The sequence below is a fragment of the Aeromonas sp. s10 genome (assembly GCF_040907975.1).
In the GTDB taxonomy this organism is placed as follows: Bacteria; Pseudomonadota; Gammaproteobacteria; order Enterobacterales; family Aeromonadaceae; genus Aeromonas; species Aeromonas caviae.
The window spans coordinates 290515-308528 of sequence record NZ_JBFOCV010000006.1 but is presented as its reverse complement, the minus strand read 5'-3'; the positions used below and the strand labels follow the sequence as shown (position 1 = coordinate 308528).

The 18014-nt window shown below is 65.1% G+C and carries 15 protein-coding genes; 5 read left to right on the top strand and 10 right to left on the bottom strand.

Annotation, left to right across the window (positions count from 1 at the left end; translation table 11 throughout):
- Nucleotides 1-29: 29 nt before the first annotated feature.
- Nucleotides 30-389 (bottom strand): CidA/LrgA family protein, encoded by a 360-nt coding sequence (locus AB5Y59_RS01940; protein ID WP_368211378.1) that lies wholly within the window; start codon nt 387-389, stop codon nt 30-32.
- Nucleotides 390-519: 130 nt separating this feature from the next.
- Between AB5Y59_RS01940 and AB5Y59_RS01935 the strand changes: the two genes are divergently transcribed.
- On the top strand, nt 520-2235 hold the full coding sequence (locus tag AB5Y59_RS01935) for a glycoside hydrolase family 36 protein (protein ID WP_368211376.1): 1716 nt from the start codon (nt 520-522) through the stop codon (nt 2233-2235).
- A gap of 58 nt (nt 2236-2293) precedes the next feature.
- Here AB5Y59_RS01935 and AB5Y59_RS01930 read toward each other — a convergent pair whose 3' ends face one another.
- From AB5Y59_RS01930 to AB5Y59_RS01920, 3 genes are all read right to left on the bottom strand, one after another.
- The gene (locus tag AB5Y59_RS01930) at nt 2294-2800 is read right to left on the bottom strand and encodes a hypothetical protein (RefSeq protein ID WP_039038881.1); all 507 of its coding nucleotides are present in this window, start codon (nt 2798-2800) and stop codon (nt 2294-2296) included.
- A 148-nt stretch (nt 2801-2948) separates the two neighbouring features.
- Nucleotides 2949-4376 carry an exodeoxyribonuclease I gene (gene sbcB / locus AB5Y59_RS01925; protein ID WP_342040744.1) on the bottom strand — a complete coding sequence of 476 codons (1428 nt, stop codon included), beginning with the start codon at nt 4374-4376 and terminating at the stop codon, nt 2949-2951.
- A 178-nt stretch (nt 4377-4554) separates the two neighbouring features.
- The gene (locus AB5Y59_RS01920) at nt 4555-5265 is read right to left on the bottom strand and encodes a metallophosphoesterase (protein WP_201926937.1); all 711 of its coding nucleotides are present in this window, start codon (nt 5263-5265) and stop codon (nt 4555-4557) included.
- 219 nt (nt 5266-5484) lie between these two features.
- Here AB5Y59_RS01920 and mprF point away from each other — a divergent pair, with 219 nt between their 5' ends.
- Nucleotides 5485-8040 carry a bifunctional lysylphosphatidylglycerol flippase/synthetase MprF gene (mprF, locus tag AB5Y59_RS01915; RefSeq protein ID WP_368211373.1) on the top strand — a complete coding sequence of 852 codons (2556 nt, stop codon included), beginning with the start codon at nt 5485-5487 and terminating at the stop codon, nt 8038-8040.
- A gap of 10 nt (nt 8041-8050) precedes the next feature.
- On the top strand, nt 8051-8764 hold the full coding sequence (locus tag AB5Y59_RS01910; RefSeq protein ID WP_319885276.1) for an AcvB/VirJ family lysyl-phosphatidylglycerol hydrolase: 714 nt from the start codon (nt 8051-8053) through the stop codon (nt 8762-8764).
- Nucleotides 8765-8856: 92 nt separating this feature from the next.
- Here AB5Y59_RS01910 and AB5Y59_RS01905 read toward each other — a convergent pair whose 3' ends face one another.
- From AB5Y59_RS01905 to AB5Y59_RS01895, 3 genes are read right to left on the bottom strand one after another with little or no spacing between them, the layout of a single operon-like run.
- Nucleotides 8857-9627 (bottom strand): ABC transporter substrate-binding protein, encoded by a 771-nt coding sequence (locus tag AB5Y59_RS01905; protein ID WP_119197703.1) that lies wholly within the window; start codon nt 9625-9627, stop codon nt 8857-8859.
- A gap of 53 nt (nt 9628-9680) precedes the next feature.
- The gene (locus tag AB5Y59_RS01900) at nt 9681-10496 is read right to left on the bottom strand and encodes a carbon-nitrogen hydrolase family protein (protein WP_368211371.1); all 816 of its coding nucleotides are present in this window, start codon (nt 10494-10496) and stop codon (nt 9681-9683) included.
- Between the two features lie 8 nt (nt 10497-10504).
- Entirely contained in the window at nt 10505-11656 is a 1152-nt protein-coding gene (locus AB5Y59_RS01895; protein WP_368211370.1) for a methionine aminotransferase, read from the bottom strand.
- Between the two features lie 115 nt (nt 11657-11771).
- Here AB5Y59_RS01895 and AB5Y59_RS01890 point away from each other — a divergent pair, with 115 nt between their 5' ends.
- The gene (locus AB5Y59_RS01890) at nt 11772-12662 is read left to right on the top strand and encodes a LysR family transcriptional regulator (protein WP_368211369.1); all 891 of its coding nucleotides are present in this window, start codon (nt 11772-11774) and stop codon (nt 12660-12662) included.
- A gap of 71 nt (nt 12663-12733) precedes the next feature.
- Here the strand turns inward: AB5Y59_RS01890 and araA are convergent, their stop codons facing one another.
- The 3 genes from araA to AB5Y59_RS01875 are packed head-to-tail and all read right to left on the bottom strand — an operon-like array spanning nt 12734 to nt 16620.
- Nucleotides 12734-14233 (bottom strand): L-arabinose isomerase, encoded by a 1500-nt coding sequence (gene araA, locus AB5Y59_RS01885; protein WP_342040739.1) that lies wholly within the window; start codon nt 14231-14233, stop codon nt 12734-12736.
- Between the two features lie 15 nt (nt 14234-14248).
- A complete protein-coding gene (locus tag AB5Y59_RS01880; protein WP_045524707.1) occupies nt 14249-14947 on the bottom strand; it encodes an L-ribulose-5-phosphate 4-epimerase in 699 nt (232 codons plus the stop codon).
- Nucleotides 14944-16620 (bottom strand): ribulokinase, encoded by a 1677-nt coding sequence (locus tag AB5Y59_RS01875; protein ID WP_368211367.1) that lies wholly within the window; start codon nt 16618-16620, stop codon nt 14944-14946. Before AB5Y59_RS01875 ends, AB5Y59_RS01880 begins: the two co-directional genes overlap by 4 nt.
- A gap of 360 nt (nt 16621-16980) precedes the next feature.
- Between AB5Y59_RS01875 and AB5Y59_RS01870 the strand changes: the two genes are divergently transcribed.
- A complete protein-coding gene (locus AB5Y59_RS01870) occupies nt 16981-17964 on the top strand; it encodes an arabinose ABC transporter substrate-binding protein (protein WP_139737323.1) in 984 nt (327 codons plus the stop codon).
- Nucleotides 17965-18014 lie beyond the last annotated feature (50 nt).

Genomic DNA, 18014 nt, shown 5'->3' with positions numbered 1-18014 from the left:
TGAGGTGAGGGGCAGGGCGAACCAGAGGATCATGGCTTGTTCATCCTTTGATAGAGGTGGCCGACCGCGCCCAGGATGAGCACGATGCCGAGCACGACGCAGAGCATGATGAGACCGAAGGATTGGCGCAGGGGCTCGAGCCAGGCCACCAGGCCCACCGACACCGGCACGAACAGCACCCCCATGTGGCGCAGCAGCAGGCCGCCCCCCAGCTCGACCCAGGAGAAGCGGACGATCTGCAAGGAGAGCAGCACGAACAGCAGCAGCATGCCGATGATGCTGCCGGGGAAGGCGAAGGGCAGGATGGCCGCCACGGCCTTGCCTGCCAGCAGACAGGCGATGATGACCAGAAAATCACGAAGGTAGCGCAGGGTGCGTTGCAGCAGCACGGGGGCCTCATCTTGGCAAGTGTGAGCAAGGTCGCAGTTTAACAGGCACGGGGGGGAGGGAACAGGGTCAACTGGCCCGCAGGGGATACAATGGCCCCGGCTTCATCCCCATTCACAAGAAGGAGTTCCCATGTCGACCCCCTCTCTCCTGGCCCGGTTGCGCCAACTGCCCGCTGATCCCGCCCTCCCTGACACCCTGCTGCAAACCCGCCAGTGGGAGGGGCCGCTTTGCCGGGTGAGGCTCGACAACACCGGGAAGCAGTCCGAGGCCGTCCACCACTGGCGGCTGTTTGAGGGGGATCTCGGACTTGCGCCCGACGCGGCCATCTACGGAGAGGGGTTCCAGATGCTGGCCCAGACCGGGGGACGCTGGAATGCCCCCGAGCACCTGGGCCGCTGCCCCGATGCGTCTGTCTATCGCATCACCGCCGACCATGGCTACCACACGGTGCACAACCTGCTGCTGGTGGCGCAGGAGGGGGGCTGGCTGCTGCTGGCCTTTGCGAGCTGCCAGCGCTTTGGCGGGGAGTTTCGCCTCCATCCCGACGGGCGCCTCGAGATCGTGATGAACACCGAAGGGCGCACCCTGGCGCCGGGTGCGCACTGGCAGAGCGAGGCGCTGATCTGCCTGGAGGGGCCGGACAGGGAGGCCCTGCTCGCGACGCTGGCGCAGCATATCGCCGCCGAGCACGGCTCCCTGGTGGGGGAGGTGCCCACGCGCCCGAGCGGCTGGTGCTCCTGGTATCACTATTACGCGAACGTGAGCGCGGCGGACATTCGCGAGAACCTGGCGGTGCGGGCCGAGCGTTTCCCGGCCCTGCGCTACGTGCAGATAGACGATGGCTATCAGGGGAAGATGGGGGACTGGCTCACCCCTTCTGCCAAGTTCGAGGAGGGGGTGGCGGCCTTGGCAGGGGAGATCCGCGCCGCCGGTTGCGAGCCTGCGCTCTGGGTCGCCCCCTTTATCGCCGAGCCCGGCTCGCAAGTGTTCCAGGATCACCCTGACTGGTTCGTGAAAGGGGAGGATGGCCTGCCGCTCCCCTCGGAGCGGGTCACCTACGGGGGCTGGCGTTGCACCCCCTGGTACGTGCTGGATGGCACCCACCCCGAGGTGCAGACGCACCTGGAGCAGGTATTTCGCACCCTGCGTACCCAGTGGGGCATTAACTACTTCAAGCTCGATGCCAACTTCTGGGGGGCCATCCACGGTGGGCGCTTCCACGACCCCGCCGCCACCCGGGTGGAGGCCTATCGGCGCGGAATGGCCGCCATCCTGCGCGGCGCCGGGGAGGGGGCCTTCCTGCTCGGCTGCAATGCGCCGCTGTGGCCGAGCCTCGGCCTGGTGCACGGCATGCGGGTGAGCGATGACGTGGAGCGCCAGGGCCCCCGTTTTCGCCAGATAGCGCGAGAAGCCTTCTGCCGCGCCTGGCAGCACGAGCGGCTCTGGGTGCTGGACCCCGACTGCGTCTGCCTGCGGGATATCCCGGGCCAGCACGGGAGCCGCGCCGAGTACGACTTCCACCTGGCCGCCCTGGTGGCGAGCGGTGGCATGGTGCTGGCGGGGGACAGATTGCAGGATCTGGACGAGACGCAAGGGGCGCGCCTTGGCAAGCTGCTCGCCCTGAGCGCCGCTCGCACCCCGGCGGCCCGCTTCGAGGGGATGGCATTCGAGCGCGGGCGGGTGGCGCTGCCCGAGGGCGGCGAGCTGCTCTGCCTGTTCAACTGGGGGGAGCACGCCTGCGAGTTCCCGTTGACGCCGGGGGGCACGGACTTCTGGGACGAGACGCCCCTGGGGAGCACCCTGGTGCTGCAAGGGGGGCAGGGGGCGGTGATCCGCTACCCCTGATGGCGTTGCACTACAAAAAGGCTCCCTCGGGAGCCTTTTTTATGTGGCGAAATGGTCTCTAGAAGTGCCACTCCATCCCGATGGCGTAATTGGCGGAGCCATAGCCCGGGATCTCGTTGCTGGAGGCGAGCGCCTTGACGGTGAGGCGAGTTGTCAGGGGGATGCCGAGCCCCATGCCGATGGCGATCTCGTCGCTCTGATCCCCCATCATGTCCACCCGCAGGGTGCGATAGAGGGAGAGATCCTGGCTCATCTGGGCATAGATCTGGGACGACTTGTTGTAGAGCTGGCCGAACACCTCCATCTGGAAGCCGTTTTGCGGCGTGATGGCCAGGGGAATGCCGGCGAAGCGGTAGAGATCCGAGTGGTTGAAATAGCTGTTGGTGATTTGCGGGGTGAAGTCGGTCTGCTGGTAGAGGGTGCTGAAATTGCGCTCGATGAGCCGGTAGGTCTGCTCCGGCAGGCGCAAGAGGTAGTCTGGCACCTCGAACCGGGCGCCAGCGAGGGCGGCCTGGGGCAGCAGGGCACAGGCGACGAGTGTCAAAGCAGGCAGAGCTGAACGCATAAAACGAGAGTTCCCCAACAGTCGAAAGCACGGCATCCATGCCGCCAGCGCATCTAAATATTCACACTATCAGGAGCTTGGGCTCCCTGCCCATTATGTCGCGAGCCGGGGAAACGCATCGGTTTTTAACTGTGAAACGGCTCACATCTCACAGATTTTCAAGGTAGTGATAGAGACTCTTTAGAATCGCAAAGTTCCGTTCGTTCCCCTGGTTCTGTTCCGCCAGGGCTTCCAGGCGCGGCACATAATCCGGCAGGCGGCGGCTGAAGTAGTCGCTGCAGTGCAGGCGCCAGCGCTTCTGCTCCGCTTCGCTCAAGGTGTGGGGCCAGTTGCGGGCGCGGTAACGGAACAGCATCTCGGGCAGACGGGGATCCGTGAAGGCAAACTCCCGCTCCCCCAGCAGATCCGCCGGGGTGGCGCGCACCAGATCCATGGTGGACTTGTCGCCGTGGCCGAAGAAACCGGCGTAGAGCTGGGTGTCGGGGTCGCCGTCGGTGCTGCCGGCAAACTCCTGGTTGAACACCTCCACCAGTTTTTCCCGCACCTCGGGGTGGGCCCGCAGCAGATCCAGGCTCTTGCGGCACTGTGCCCGATTGATGCCCAGCTCGTCCGCCCGCTCCGGCGTCAGGGTAGCGGCCGGGGCCAGCACCGGGCACTTGTTGATGTGCACCAGTTTGACCGGAATGCCGGCCAGATCCCCCAGCTCCTCTTTTCTGGTGTAGAGGCGCTCGCGGATCTCCTCGCAGGAGAGCTCGATGAGCGGAGTCGGGTCACGGGTCAGATCCACCATGATCACCGCGTTCTGGTTGGTGGGGTGCCAGGCGAGCGGCGACACCCAGCTTGCGCACCCCTGCCAGGGGGAGAACATGCCGGAGACGTGCACCAGGGGTTTCATGGTCACCACGTCGATGAGGGCCTTCACCTTGTTCTTGTTGCGAAGATCAAAGAGGTACTCGAAGAGCTTGGGCTGGGCTTTTTTCACCAGCCTGGCCATCTCGATGGTGGCCAGCACATCCGAGAGCGCATCGTGGGCGTTGGCGTGGGCCACGCCGTTGGCCACCGTCAGCTTCTCCAGCCTGAAGCTCGGCTTGCCCTCGTCGTCCAGGGCCCACTCTATCCCCTGCGGGCGCAGGGCGTAGCAGGCCCGCAGCATGTCGAGGATGTCCCAGCGGGAGTTGCCGTTCTGCCAGGCGTAGGCATAGGGGTCATAGAAGTTGCGATAGAGGGTGTAGCGGGTCACCTCGTCATCGAAGCGGATGCTGTTGTAGCCGAGCACGCAGGTGCCCGGGGCGGCGAACTGCTCGTGGATCTGACGGATGAAATCCGCCTCGCACAGGCCGTCCTTCATCGCCTTTTGCGGCGTGATGCCGGTGATGAGGCAGGCTTCCGGCTCCGGCAGGTAATCTGCCGGCGGCTTGCAGTAAATCACCAGCGGCTCGCCGATGATGTTGAAATCCGCATCGGTGCGAATGCCCGCAAACTGCGACGGCCTGTCTTTGGCCGGACTGATGCCGAAGGTCTCGTAGTCGTGGAAGTAGAACGTGGGCCCGCTGGCCGGGTGCGCTGATGTGCTCATGTTGCTCGAAAGGAGTATCCGATGACGGCGGCGCCTGGCGCCTGGGTGGGGGTGCCATGCACCGCAATTGCCTGCATGGTAAACCATCGCGCTGGCAGAGCGAAGTCCGGGGCGTTCGCCTGGCGCTTTAATGGGCAGTGGGCGTTGTCCGTGAGCCTGGTCATCCCATCGGTTCGGCTCAGGGCTGGGGAAAGTGAGGGGTCAGGGTATTGAGGTCCAGCAGGGTGAAGTAGCCGCCCTCCTCGGGATACCAGCCGCCGGTGTCGATGTAGTGGACGTTGCCAAGGCGCATCGGCACCCTCACCGGGGTGTGGCCCACCACCAGGGCGGCGAGATCCGCGACCCCGCTCTCGTCCAGCCGTTCGATGCGGCGCCTTGACCAGAGGCAGACGTTCTTGATGGCCCGAAGCCGTCCGCCGCTCACCCCTGCATCGAGTTGGTCCAGCAGCCCCTGCCAGGCGGAGAAGGGGCAATCGGCGTGAAGCAGCCCGACCGGGCCGGCCGGGGTGGCCACCTCGATGGCCAGGGGCAGGCTGCGGTAGTGGACGGCGAACGCCGCCTGCTCGGCAGGGGTCAGCTGCTGAAACCAGCCGCCGCCGTTTTGGATCCAGTTCTCCCGATCGCAGCTCTCGTAACGGCAGACGTAGTCGTCGTGATTGCCGCAGACCGGGTGAAACCAGGGCCTGGCCAACCAGTGGATCACCTCGCTGCACTCGGGCCCGCGATCCGCCAGATCCCCGACGCTGAAGAGACGGTCCCGGGCGGGATCAAAATTCAGGGTGTCGAGGGCCTGCTGCAACAGTGCGAAGTGGCCGTGGATGTCGCCGACGGCCATATCGCGCCCCTGGGCGTTTTGGGGGAAACGTCTTATCAGGGGGGAGGGTGTCATGACGTCTCCTGCCTCTATCCCGGACGGGGATGTTTTGTCTGCCTGTACATAAGGTTACAGAAGAAAAGTGGCGAGCGGGCAGGGCCTGGTAAATCATAGGATTGCCCCCGTGAACGTGCGGCGTCACGCGCCGCCTGTGGGGGAGTCACTCCGGGAGGGCGCCTTGTCCGCCCGCTTTCGGAGCCTCTCTTTCTCCACGCTTTTTGACAGGAATCTTGAATGCGGCGTCAGCTGTTGATCTGGATAGGCCCCCTGTGCAGCCTGCTGCTGCTGGGGGCGGCCTTGACCGTCCTCTATCATTTGACCCACCTGTGGCACTGGCACGACATCCGCCAGGCCATCTGGTCTCAACCCTTGCCGCAGTTGGGGGGCGCCCTGCTGCTCACCCTGCTCAGCTATGGCTGCCTCTGCTGCTACGATCTGCTGGCCCTGAAGGTGCTGGACAAGCGACTGCCCTGGCAGCAGGTGGGGATGACCTCCTTCATCGCCTACACCTTCTCCAACACCCTGGGCTTTGCGCTGCTCACCGGCTCCTCGGTACGCTACCGGCTCTACTCCTCCCTGGGGCTTGGCACCGGGGAGGTGGCCAGGGTGATCCTCTTTTGCTCCATCACCTTCTTCCTCGGTCTGCTGGGCTGGGGGGGCAGTGCCCTGCTGCTGGGGCAGGGGGCGGCCCTGCTGGTGGACTGGCCCCGCTGGGCGACCGGGTTGTTGCAACTGGCGGGGGGCCTGGCCCTGCTGACGGTGCTGGCATATCTGGTGTGGCCGGGGGCTGCCCTGGTCTGGCGCGGACACCCGCTGTTCCTGCCGCGCATCAGATACCGCCTGCTGCAACTGCTCATCGCCCTGCTTGACTGGATGGCCGCCGCCGCCGTGCTCTATGTGCTGCTGCCATCGGGCAGCGTGCCCTATCCGGTGCTGCTCAGTGCCTTCGTGCTCTCCAGTCTGCTCGGGGTGCTGGCCCATGTGCCGGGGGGCATCGGGGTCTTCGAGGCGAGCATGAGCCTGCTGCTCACCCACTATCTGCCGGTGGACAAGCTGCTCGCCTCCCTGCTTATCTACCGCTGCGTCTACTACTTCCTGCCCTTCCTCTGTGCCCTGCTGCTGTTCGCAGGTCAGGAGCTGCTGCAACAGCGGGCCCGCCTGCACCGGCTGCAGGGGGTGATGATGGCGACCCGGGAGTTTGTGCCCGCCCTGGTGAGCATGGGTACCTTCGCGGCGGGTACCCTGCTGCTCTGCTCCGGGATGATCCCGACCATGAGGGGGCGGATTGAAGCCTTCCTGCAGGTGCTGCCCCTGCACCTGCTGGAGCTCTCCCATGTGCTGGGCAGCGTCAGTGGCGTGCTGCTGCTGTTGCTGGCCCACAGCCTTTATCGCCGCCATGACGGGGCTTTCAGGATCACCCAGTGGCTGCTGGGGCTTGGCATGCTGTTCTCCCTGTTCAAGGGGTTTGACTGGGAGTCTGCCCTGCTGCTCGGGGGCTTCTTGCTCGTCATCACTCCCTGCCGCCCTCTCTTTTATCGCAAGGGTTCCCTGCTTCACGCCCGCTTCACCCCTTCCTGGCTGATGTCGGTGGGGGCCGTGCTGCTGGGAGCCTTGTGGTTGCTGCTCTTCTCCTACCGCCATGTGGAGTACGACCCCTCCCTCTGGCTGCACGTCTCGGCCCACGGGCCCGGGGCCGCCTCCCGCGCCCTGCGCGCCATGGGGAGCGTCATCGGGGTGCTGGCGGTGGTCGGGGTGGCCCATCTGCTGGCTCCCTTGCGCCTGGCCGTCGGCAAGCCGGATGCCGAGGCGCTCTCCCGTGCCCATGGGCTGGTGATGCGGGCAGGGGGAGGCCACGGCTACCTGGCCCAGATCGGTGACAAGTCCCTGCTGTTCCATCCCAGCGGCGAGGCCTTCCTCATGTACGGGGCCGAGGGCAGCAGCTGGATAGTGATGGGGGATCCCGTCGGTCAGCCCTCCCTCGTGGAGGAGCTGCTCTGGCAGTTTCGCGAGCGCTGTGACGAGCACGACGTCAGCCCGGTCTTCTACCAGGTGTCGGCCCGTTATCTGCCTGTCTATCTGGATCTCGGGCTCATCCCCTTCAAGCTGGGGGAGGAGGCCATCGTGGATCTGCCGAGCTTCGATCTCGCCGGCAGTCGCCTGCGCAACCTGCGCCAGAGCCACGCCAAGGGCAAGCGGGAAGGGCTGCGCTTCGAGGTGGTGGTCCCCGGTGAGATTGCCCCCCTGCTGCCCGAGTTGAAGGGGATCTCCGACAGCTGGCTGCACAGCAAGCAGGGCAGGGAGAAGGGCTTCTCCGTGGGCAGTTTCGATCCTGCCTACCTCACCCTCAACCCGATGGCGCTGGTGCGGCGTGAGGGGCAGATCGTCGGGTTTGCCAACCTCTGGACCAGCGACAACAAGGAGAGCCTCTCCATCGATCTGATGCGCTACAGCCTGGACACGGGGGCGGCGCCCGTCATGGATTTCCTGTTTGTCGAGCTCCTGCTGTGGGGCAAGCAGGAGGGTTATGCCAGCTTCAACCTGGGGATGGCCCCCATGTCGGGCTTCAACGACAACCCCCTCGGCGGTTACTGGGCCCGCCTTGGCAACACCCTGTTCACCCGGGGCAGCCGTTTCTACAACTTCCAGGGATTGCGGCGTTACAAGGAGAAGTTCGGCCCAAGGTGGGAGCCCCGCTACCTGCTCTGTACCGGTCATCTGGTGCTGCCCCGCACCCTGACTCACCTCGTCTCCCTCATCAGTCGCGGCCCCTTCGGGCTCATGAAGAAATAGGAGTTGGCCCATGAGAGCCATGTTGTTGCTGTTGATTTGCTGTTTCGTCTCTTCGTTCACCTTGCCGGCAGTGGCCGCCCAGCCGGGGCGGGTCGGCGCGGATCTGGGGCTGGTGGAGTTGCCGGTGGTGCAAGCCTCGTCTGCCCCCATGGTGGTCTTCATGAGCGGGGATGGCGGCTGGGCGGCGCTGGACAAGGGGCTCAGCGCCCAGTTGCAGGCCCACGGCATGCCGGTGGTGGGTTGGAGCTCGCTCTCCTATTACTGGAAGAAGAAGACGCCGGAGCAGGCGACGGCGGATCTGGTGCGCATCCTCACCGAGTACCAGTCCCGTTGGGGGCGCCAGCGCTGGTTGCTGGTGGGTTTCTCCTTTGGTGCCGAGATAGTGCCCTTCGTCATCAATCGTTTGCCGCCAGCCTATCGCGACAGCCTGGCGGGGGCCGTGATGCTCTCCCCCTCGACGGCGTCGGATTTCGAGATCCACGTCAGCGACATGGTGGTGCACGGCAAGGGGGGCCGCTATCCCACCCTGCCGGAGGTGACACGCATTCAGACTCTGCCGCTGCTCTGCGTGCAGGGCGCGGAGGATGACTCCCCGGTCAAACTCTGTCCGCGCTTGCAGCAGCCGAACGTGACGACGGTGACCCTGCCGGGCTCCCACCACTTCGACGACAACTACCAGACCCTGTATCAGGAGATTGCCGGGCACCTGGGCCTGGCCCAATAACGGCGAGAGGCTGGGAAAACGACACAGGGCGGCCAATGGCCGCCCTGTTGCCGTGGCCCCTTGCAACTGTCCAGGGGGCTGGCATGCCGGGATCAGAGCAGATCTTCGAGCTGGTACTTCTTGAGCAGGGTGTTGAAGGTGCCGTCGGCCTTGACGCTCTCGATGGCGGCATCGAAGCGGGCCTTGAGCTTGTCATCGTGTTTGCGAAGGGCCACCGCCACCCCTTCTCCCAGGATCTTGTCCTGGGTGCCGTTGAACTGGGGACCGACGAAGGCGAACTGCTTGCCCATCTCCTTGTCGAGGAAGCCCACCTTCAACTGCACCATGTTGCCGAAGGTGTAGTCGGCGCGGCCGGACTGCAGATCCAGCATGGGGGACTGGGCATTGACGTAGCGCTTGATCTTGGCCACCTCGCCATAGCGGGCGGTGACGAAGTTGTCCTGGGGGGTGCCCTCCTGCACCGCGATCACCTTGCCCTTGAAGTGGGCCGGATCGTCTGCAAAGTCGGCGGCCTTGTCGCTGCGCCCCACGAAGCGGTTCTGCATCATGTAGTAGACTTGGCTGAAGTCCACTTTCTGGCGCCGCTCGTCGGTGATGTTCATGGAGGACATGATGGCGTCGTACTTGCGCACCTGCAGGCCGGGCAGCAGGGCATCCCAGGGCTGGTTGATCACCTCGCACTCGGTCTTCATGGCCGCGCACAGGGCATAGGCCAGATCGACCTCGAAGCCGCCGAGCTTGCCGTTGCTGTCGACCATCTCGAAGGGGGGATAGGTGGCATCGGTGGCGATCACCAGGGGTTTGGCGGCGGCCTGGCCGGCGGTGGCCAGGGCCATCAGCATCATCAGTGTGTTGAGTTTCATGGTCAGTCCCTTGAAGTGTGGTGTCATTCCTAGCGTGCTAAAGGGTGCCGGCCTCAAGGGCCGACGGCTATCTTGCGATGGGTTAGGGCCGGCAACTGGCTGCGCACCGTGCGCTGTGCTGCCAGATCCAGGGTGGCGATGGCCATGCCCTGACCCTCCTCTACCTGGGCCAGTATCCGGCCCCAGGGATCGATGATCATGCTGTGGCCGAAGGTGCGCCGCCCACCGGGGTGGTGCCCCCCCTGGGCACTGGCAAACACGAAGGCCAGGTTTTCCACCGCCCGGGCCCGCAGCAGCAGCGCCCAGTGCGCGAGCCCGGTGGTGTGGGTGAAGGCCGCGGGCAGGGCGATGAAATCGGGGGCGGGCCCCAGGCGAAACAGCTCCGGGAAGCGCAGGTCGTAACAGATCCCGATGCGCAGCACGCCCCAGGGCAGGGGATGGCTCACCACCTCCCGGCCCGGGGTCATGGTCGCGGCCTCGTCATACTGCTCCTGCCCGGTGCAAAAGCCAAACAGGTGCAGCTTGTCGTAGCGGCTTGCGAGCTGCCCTTGCGGGTCGATGAGCAGGCTGCTGTTGTGCATCTTGCCGGGCTCGTGGCTGGCAAGCGGCAATGTGCCGGCCAGGATCCAGACGCCGAGCTCCCGGGCCAAGCCTTGTGCCCAGGCAAGCAGGGGGTGATCGCCAACGGGGGCGGCCAGGGCCACCCGCGCCCGCTCATCGACCGGCATCAGGTAGAAGTATTCGGGCAGCAGGGCCAGCTCTGCCCCCTCGGCCGCGGCCTGACGCAGCAACGCCTCGGCCTGGGTCAGGTTGTGGTCAAGGTCATCCCCGGAGACCATCTGGAGGACGGCAACGCGCAGTGAATCCATGGTGCCCCCTAGACGGCGCACAGGCGCTCGGCGCCCGCCAGCAGGGTGTCGTCATCCTTGGAGAAGGAGAGGCGGATGACTCTTTGATCCGTGCCGTCGTGATAGAAGGCGGAGACCGGAATGGTGGCGACCCCGTGATCGCGGATGAGCCGCTGCACGAAGAGGCTGTCGGGCTCGTCGCTTACCCGCTCGTAGCTCGCCAGCATGAAGAAGCTGCCTGCCGAGGGGAGCAGGGTCAGGCGCGAACCGGCCAGGGCCGAGGCGAGCAGGTCGCGCTTGCGCTGGTAGAAGGCTGCCAGCCCCTGATAGTGGGCCGGTTGCTGCAACAGGTGGGCGAAGCCGTACTGCATGGGGGTGTCGGCGGCGAACATGGCGAACTGGTGCACCTTGCGGATCTCCTCCATCAGGGGACGGGGAGCCACACAGTAGCCCACCCGCCAGCCGGTGACGTGGAAGGTCTTGCCGAAGGAGAAGACGGCGACGGAGCGCTCCACCAGCTCCGGATAGCGGATGACGCTCTGGTGCAGGGCGCCGTCGAACACCACGTGCTCGTACACCTCGTCCGAGAGGATCAGGATGTCGGTGCCGCGCACCAGGCGGGCGAGGCGCTCCTGATCCCCCGCCTGCCAGACGGTGCCGGTGGGGTTGTGGGGGGTGTTGAGCACTATCATGCGGGTGCGGGGGGTGATGCGGGCGGCGACCTCGTCCCAGGGAATGGCGAAATCCGGCGCCTTGAGGGCGATCACCACAGGGGTGGCTCCCTGCAACTGGATCATGGGGCGGTAGCTGTCAAACGCCGGCTCGAACATGATCACCTCGTCGCCGGGGTGCACCAGGGCGGTGATGGCGCAGAACAGGGCTTCGCTGGCGCTGGCGGTGATAGTGACCTCCTCGCCGGCGTCATAGTGATGGCCGTAGCTGGCTGCAATCTTGGCTACCAGTTGTTCGCGCAGGGCAGGCAGCCCCGTCATGGGGGCGTACTGGTTTTCACCGGCCAGCATGGCCTCGTGGGTCACCCGGATGAGCTCGGGATCGCAGGGGAAGCTCGGCGCCCCCTGGGAGAGGTTGATGCTGGGGTGGCGGGCGGCCAGATCCCCGATCACGGTGAAGATGGTGGTGCCCACCTGGGGCAGTTTGCTGGAAACCTGGGGGATGGACATGGGGCCGTCACCTGCGTGTGTGAAAGAGGTCCCTTTTTAGCCCCCCCAAGGCTTGCCGGACAACGGATTATTCGGCATGGTATGCATGAGTTTTTCTCAAGCATGGAGGCTTGTCATGTTGTCCACCCAGCCGCGTACTCAGTTGCCTCTCTATGGCCTGCAAGTCTTCGAGTGTTCTGCCCGCCACCTGAGTTTTACCCTGGCCGCCGATGAGCTGTGCGTGAGCCAGGGGGCGGTGAGCAAGCAGATCGCCCAGCTGGAGGCGCGCCTCGGCCACCTGCTGTTCGTGCGTGGCACCCGTTGTCTCACCTTGACCCCCGCCGCCGAGCGGCTGCTGCCCTTCGTGCGCGAGGGGCTGGCCCGCATGGGGGAGGGGCTCAGTGCCCTGCAGACCCTGCCCCACGAGCAGGCGATCAGCATCAAGGTGCCCTCCTGCGCCAGCCGCTGGCTGCTGCGGCGGTTGCAGGCGTTCGAGGGGGAGGCGGTGGAGGTGCGTGGCAGCCACAGCCACGGCATCGACTTCTCCCGGGAGCCCTTCGATCTCGCCATCGTCTACCAGCCCTGCCTGGGGCGCTATCCCCACAGCCAGCCCCTGTTTCGGGAACGGCTGACCCCGGTCTGTGCCCCGGCCTTTGCCGCCAAGCACCACCTGTTCGAGCGTGACCTGAGCGAGCTGCCCCTGTTGCCCCTCATCCATGCCAGCGCGGATCGGCGGGACTGGCGCAACTGGTTTGCCGCCTTCGTTGCCACCCCCTGGCAGCCCCAGGGCGGCCAGCTGTTCGATACCCTGGACTTGGCGATGAATGCTGCGCTGCAGGGGTTTGGCCTCTCTCTCGGGGATCCCACAATCGTGGCCGAGGAGCTGGAGAGCGGCGCCCTGGTCGCTCCCTTCGCCCCCGTGCTGGAGACGGATCACGAATACGCCCTGCTCGCCCGGCCTGACAGCCAGCGCCACGGGGTGCAGCGGGTCTGTCACTGGCTGCTGGAGGGGGAGGGTCATCCCTGAGGGGACGCGAAATGAAACAGCCCCGCGGGCGGGGCTGTTGTCATTGTGATGGCCGCTGGCCGATTAAAGGGTCACTGGCAGATCTTATAGTAGACCTCGTTCCAGCGCAGTTGCTCCTTGAGCGCGGGGATGCGGGTGTGCTCGTCGATGACCACAAACTCGATACCCATGATGTCGGCGAAGGTGCGCAGCTGCTCGATGTCCACCGCCTGGGTGAACACCGAGTGGTGTGCGGCGCCCGCCAGGATCCAGGCCTCGGCACTGGTCTGCAGGTCCGGCAGGGGTTTCCACAGGGCGCTCGCCACCGGGAGTTTCGGCATGGCCTCTGGTAGGTCCACCACCTCCAGCTGATTGACCACCAGGCGGAAGCGGTTGCCGAGATCGATGAGGCTGGCGTTGACCGCCTTGCCGGCGGGGGCAGCGAACAGCAGGCGGGCCGGATCGGCCTTCTTGCCTATGCCTAAATGCTGGGCGTCCAGCACGGGTTTGCCTGCGGCGATGGAGGGGCAGACTTCCAGCATGTGGGCTCCCAGCACCAGGTTGTTGCCCGCTTCCAGATGGTAGGTGTAGTCCTCCATGAAGGAGGCGCCCCCCGCAAGGCCTGCACCCATCACTTTCAGGGTGCGCAAGAGGGCCGCGGTCTTCCAGTCCCCTTCTGCCCCAAAACCGAAGCCTTGCTCCATCAGGCGCTGGCAGGCGAGGCCCGGCAGCTGGTGCAGACCATAGAGATCTTCGAAGGTGGTGGTGAAAGCGCCAAAACCACCGTCGGTGAGGAACTTCTTCATCCCCAGCTCCTGGCGCGCCGCCTCGTACAGTGAGGCACGAAGCCCCCCACCCGCCTGCACCGCCTCGGTCAGGGTGTAGGTCGCCTCATATTCGGCCAGCAGCGCCTCGATGTCGCTCTTGGGCACGGCATCGATCACCTTGACCAGATCGCCGACCGGGTGGTAGTTCACCTGATAGCCGAACTGGATCTGGGCCTCAATCTTGTCGCCCTCGGTGACCGCCACGTTGCGCATGTTGTCGCCAAAACGGGCGATCTTGAGGTGGCGGCTGTCGTGGATGGCGGCGGCGATGCGCATCCAGTTGCCAATCTTCTGTCTGGCCTCTTCATCCTGCCAGTGACCCACCACCACGGTGCGTGGCAGCCGCAGGCGGGCCCCCATGAAGCCGAACTCGCGTCCGCCGTGGGCGGTCTGGTTCAGGTTCATGAAGTCCATGTCGATCTCGCTCCAGGGGAGATCCCGGTTGAACTGGGTGTGGAACTGCAGCAGAGGCTTTTGCAACTGGCTCAGCGCCGGGATCCACATCTTGGCGGGGGAGAAGGTGTGCATCCACACCATGAGCCCGGCGCAGCGCTGGTCGTGGTTGGCATCCCGGGCCACCGCGCTGATTTCATCCAGGGTGGTGCCGGTGGGTTTGAGCACTATCTTGAGGGGCAGGTTCGCCCCCTCGTTGAGCTGGCTGGCGATGGTGTGGGCGTGATCGGCCACCTGCTTCAATGTGGTGGCGCCATACAGGTGCTGGCTGCCGACCAGGAACCACACTTCCAGCTGTTTCATCAATTCCATCTTGGTGTCCTCTGTTTATGCTTTTGTCTGGCCGTAGTAGGCATGTTTGCCATGCTTGCGCTGGTAGTGCTTCTCCAGCAGGTAATCGGGCAGGGGGCGGGCCCCCGGGTTGATCTGGCCGGTGAGCCAGGCCATGCGGGCCACCTCTTCCAGCACCACGGCGTTGTGTACTGCATCCTCGGCGCTCTTGCCCCAGCTGAAGGGGCCGTGGTTGGCCACCAGTACCCCCGGCATGGTGAGGATGGGGGTCTGCTTGAGGGTTTCGACGATGAGATGACCGGTCAGCCCCTCGTAGTCCTCCTCCACTTCGCCCGGGGTGAGCAGGCGGGAGCAGGGGATCTCGCCGTGGAAGTAGTCGGCCTGGGTGGTGCCGAAAATGGGGATGGGGCGCCCCGCCTGGGCCCAGGCGGTGGCATGGGTGGAGTGGGTGTGCACCACGCCGCCAAGCTCCGGATAGGCGCGATAGAGCACCAGGTGGGTGGCGGTGTCGGAGGAGGGGCGCAAGGCGCCCTCAACCTGCTTGCCCGCCAGATCCAGCACCACCATGTCCTCGACCCGCATCCGCTCGTAGCTGACGCCGCTTGGCTTTATCACCACCAGATTGCGCTCTCGGTCGATGCCGCTCACGTTGCCCCAGGTGAAGGTCACCAGGCCATGGCGCGGCAGATCCAGATTGGCGGCGAGCACCTGCTCCTTGAGGATCTTGAAGTTCATGCCGGCACCCCCCGGTTGTAGAGCGGTTCGGCGGCGGCGCCCCAGGCGAGGTAGCGCTGGTAGAGGCGCTCGTATTCGGCGACCCGCTCAGGGTGTGGCTGGTGGGTGCGCTCCACGGCGCTCGCCATGTGGTGCTGGGCCTTGGCCACATCGGGATGGATCCCGGCCGCCACGGCGGCCAAGATGGCTGCCCCCAGGGCGCAGCACTGATCCGAGGCCACCACCTGGATGGGCCTGTTCATCACATCGGCGCAGGTCTGCATCACAGTCGCTGATTTGCGGGCAATGCCGCCGAGCGCGATCACCTGCTCCACCGGCACCTGCTGGTGGGTCAAACACTCCATGATGCTGCGGGCGCCGAAGGCGGTGGCGGCCACTAGGGCGCCGAACAAGTCGGGGGCATCGGTGCCGAGGTTGATCCCCGTGAGGGTGCCCTGCAGGCGCTGGTTGGCATAGGGGGTGCGGCGGCCGTTGAACCAGTCGAGCACCACCGGCAGGTGGGCGAGATCGCGCTGCTGCTCCCAGGCGGCGGCGAGGCTGGGCAACAGCTCCCGTTTGTGGGCCTCGATGGCGGTACGAAGCTCGGGGTATTGGGCGGCGAGGCTGTCTAGCGGCCAGCCGAGCTGGCGCTGATACCAGGCATAGATGTCGCCGAATGCCGATTGTCCCGCCTCCAGCCCCACCATGCCCGGCACCACGCTGCCGTCCACCTGACCGCAGATCCCGGCAATGGCCCGATCACCGATGGTGGCCTCGTCGGCGATCAGGATGTCGCAGGTGGAGGTGCCGATCACCTTCACCAGCGCATTGTTGCCGGCCCCGGCTCCCACCGCCCCCATGTGGCAGTCAAAGGCGCCGCCCGCTATCACCACCTCGCAGGAGAGGTGCAGCCGCTCGGCCCACTCCGGGGTCAGGGTGCCGACCGGCAGATCGGCGGTCCAGCTGTCGGTAAAGAGGGGGTAGTCGAGATCCTGGGTCAGCAGCGGATCCAGGGCATTGAGGAAGTCGGCGGCAGGCAGACCGCCCCAGCTCGGGTGCCAGAGGGACTTGTGACCGGCGGCGCAGCGCCCGCGCTTGAGGGTGGCCGGGGCCTGGGTGCCGCTCAGGATGGCGGGTACCCAGTCACACAGCTCGACCCAGTTGCAGGCGGCGGCGCGCACTGCCGCATCGGCTCGGGAGACGTGCAGTATCTTGGCCCAGAACCACTCGGAGGAGTAAATGCCGCCGATGTAGCGGCTGTAGTCGGGGAACTGGCCGCCGTGGCACAGGGCGGTGATGGCCTCCGCCTCCTCGATGGCGGTGTGATCCTTCCACAGCACGAACATGGCGTTGGGGTTGTCGGCAAACTCCGGACGCAGGGCCAGCACGCGCCCCTCTCTGTCGATGGGGGCGGGGGTGGAGCCGGTGCTGTCCACCCCGATGCCGCGCACGGCGGCGCGCTGGCTCGGGGTGAGCTGGCTCACCACCGCCACCACCGCCTGCTCCATGGACTCCAGATAGTCGAGGGGGTGGTGGCGGAACTGGTTGTTGACCGGTTGGCAGTAGTGGCCTGCCTGCCAGCGCGGGTAATAGACGACATGGGTCGCCAGCTCGGCGCCGTCCTGGCAGCGCACGGCGAGTGCCCTGACCGAGTCGCTGCCGAAATCGAGTCCGATGACGATGTGCTCAGACATAAGTGCTCCTGACCATCAATGAGGGGTGACTGGGGGGAACCATAGGAGATGGGCAGGAGGGGCGGTTAGCCATTGGCTGCTGGAAATATGGATTTTAACGCTGTCAGTGCGACAGGGTGACGGCTCTCTAAAATTCAATATGTGACGAAATTGCTAATTATATAGACGAAATGGCTGCAATCTCATGGCGTGATCCTGCTCTCCATTTTTAATAGTGAAAACGATTACAACTTGGTTCGCTCAACCAGCAACAACAATAACGTCCTGTTTAAGCATGTTTTTATATGGCTGCGACTTGATTGACTCAACGAGCAGCATTGCGTGGATACATGGATTGATAGAACCGTTGGAGACATTCGCATGAACAAAATCGTTAAAGGCATGATCGCGATGGGGTTCGCCCTTGGTATGGCAAATTCTGCTTTCTCGGCCGAAGCGCTGAAGCTGGGCTACCTGGTCAAGCAGCCCGAGGAGCCCTGGTTCCAGACCGAGTGGAACTTCGCCGACAAGGCGGGCAAGGATCTGGGCTTCGAGGTGATCAAGATAGCCGTCCCCGACGGGGAGAAGACCCTCAATGCCATCGACAGTCTGGCGGCGAATGGCGCCAAGGGCTTCGTCATCTGTACCCCGGATCCCAAACTCGGTGCCGCCATCATGGCCAAGGCCAACAGCATGGATCTGAAGGTCATCACGGTGGATGACCAGTTCGTCAACGCCAAGGGCCAGCCCATGGATCAGGTGCCGCTGGTGATGATGGCCGCCACCAAGATTGGCGAGCGTCAGGGGCAGGAGCTCTACAAGGAGATGCAAAAGCGCCAGTGGGATCTGAAGGCCACCGGGGTGCTCGCCATCACCGCCGACGAGCTCGACACCGCCCGTCGCCGGGTCGAGGGCTCCCTGGGCGCGCTCAAGGCCGCCGGTTTCCCCGAGGGCCAGATCTTCCGCGCGCCCACCAAGAGCAACGACATTCCGGGGGCGCTGGATGCCGCCAACTCCATGCTGGTGCAACACCCCGAGGTCAAGAACTGGCTCATCGTCGGCATGAATGACAACACGGTGCTCGGCGGCGTGCGCGCCACCGAAGGGCAGGGCTTCAAGGCGGAGAACGTCATCGGTATCGGCATCAACGGGGTGGATGCGGTGAACGAGCTCTCCAAGTCCAGCGCCACCGGCTTCCTCGGCTCCCTGCTGCCCAGCCCGGACGTACACGGCTACAAGAGCATCCAGATGCTCCATGACTGGGTCGTCAACGGCGCCGAGCCTGCCAAGTTCACCGAGGTGACCGACGTGGTACTCATCACCCGCGACAACTTCAAGGCCGAGCTGCAAAAGAAAGGGCTGTGATCCCCATCCCTTGATACCCATGCCGGCATGGCGGAGTGCGCCGTGCCGGC